This is a genomic window from Mesorhizobium sp. M8A.F.Ca.ET.021.01.1.1 (assembly GCF_003998025.1).
Taxonomy (GTDB): Bacteria; Pseudomonadota; Alphaproteobacteria; order Rhizobiales; family Rhizobiaceae; genus Mesorhizobium.
This window is the reverse complement of record NZ_RZSJ01001018.1, coordinates 1-867: the sequence shown is the minus strand read 5'-3', so window position 1 is coordinate 867 and position 867 is coordinate 1. Positions and strand designations below refer to the sequence as shown.

The window sequence follows — 867 nt, the reverse complement described above, 5'->3', positions numbered from 1 at the left end:
AATCAAACCGCCCTTGAGCAATTTGCGCAGACTGTACTGGATGTTGGGAATGTCGTCGCGGTTGGTCATCTGGGCAAGGTCGCGCACGCTTTTCGGGCGGTCGTTCATCCGGATGACGTGAAGCAGCGCGTTCTCGGGCCCGCTGGCGGAAAACTCGATCACCGTGGCGAGGCATTCGGCCTGCCAATGGCCGAACGCCTCGTACGAGCGCATCAGCGCGTACTCGACTTCGGTGACGTCGATTTCCAGCGGCGTGCGCGCCAGATGCCAGCCGCGATCGAGCAGCTCGGCCTGTGTTTCCAGAGATTTGCGCCGGTCAGTCATCTGTCTTTTCCCCACTGTCAGCATGCGCTGATCCCGGTGATTGCGTCTACACGGATTTATGATAGACTTTCTATCATAAATTATAATCAAAAATGAGGAGAACGTCACCGATGAGCATGCTCGACAAGACCGCGCATTATGCGCAGCCCTTCTTTCTCGGCACATTCGCGTCCAATTGCTCAGGCGGAATGACCGTCACCAAGGTACCGGAGCGCTGGGTCAGTTCCTGGGACAACAATTTGCGGCTGGCGCGTCTGCTCGACGAGGCAGGCATAGACTTCATGCTGCCGATCGCGCGCTGGATCGGTTATGGCGGCGAGACCAACTTCCACGGCAATGTGCTGGAGACGATCACCTGGGCCGCCGGGCTTCTGGCGCTCACCCGCAACATCACGGTTTTCGCCACCACCCACACCGCGGCCAACCATCCCGTGGTCGTCGCCAAGCAACTGGCCACCATCGACCAGATCAGCCGTGGCCGCATAGGCCTCAACATCGTCGCTGGCTGGAACAAACCGGAATATGAGGCGCTTGGGCTGACGC

General features: G+C 59.2%; 2 protein-coding genes. One reads left to right on the top strand and one right to left on the bottom strand.

Translation table 11 applies throughout. The features are described from left to right. The coding region (locus EOA36_RS36305) for a winged helix DNA-binding protein (protein WP_245464574.1) at positions 1–324 on the bottom strand (324 nt) is incomplete at its 3' end. 110 nt (positions 325–434) lie between these two features. On the opposite strand from EOA36_RS36305, the gene EOA36_RS36300 reads away from it, so the two are divergent. Next, a partial coding sequence (locus tag EOA36_RS36300) for an LLM class flavin-dependent oxidoreductase (protein ID WP_127281306.1) occupies positions 435–867 on the top strand: 433 nt, incomplete at its 3' end.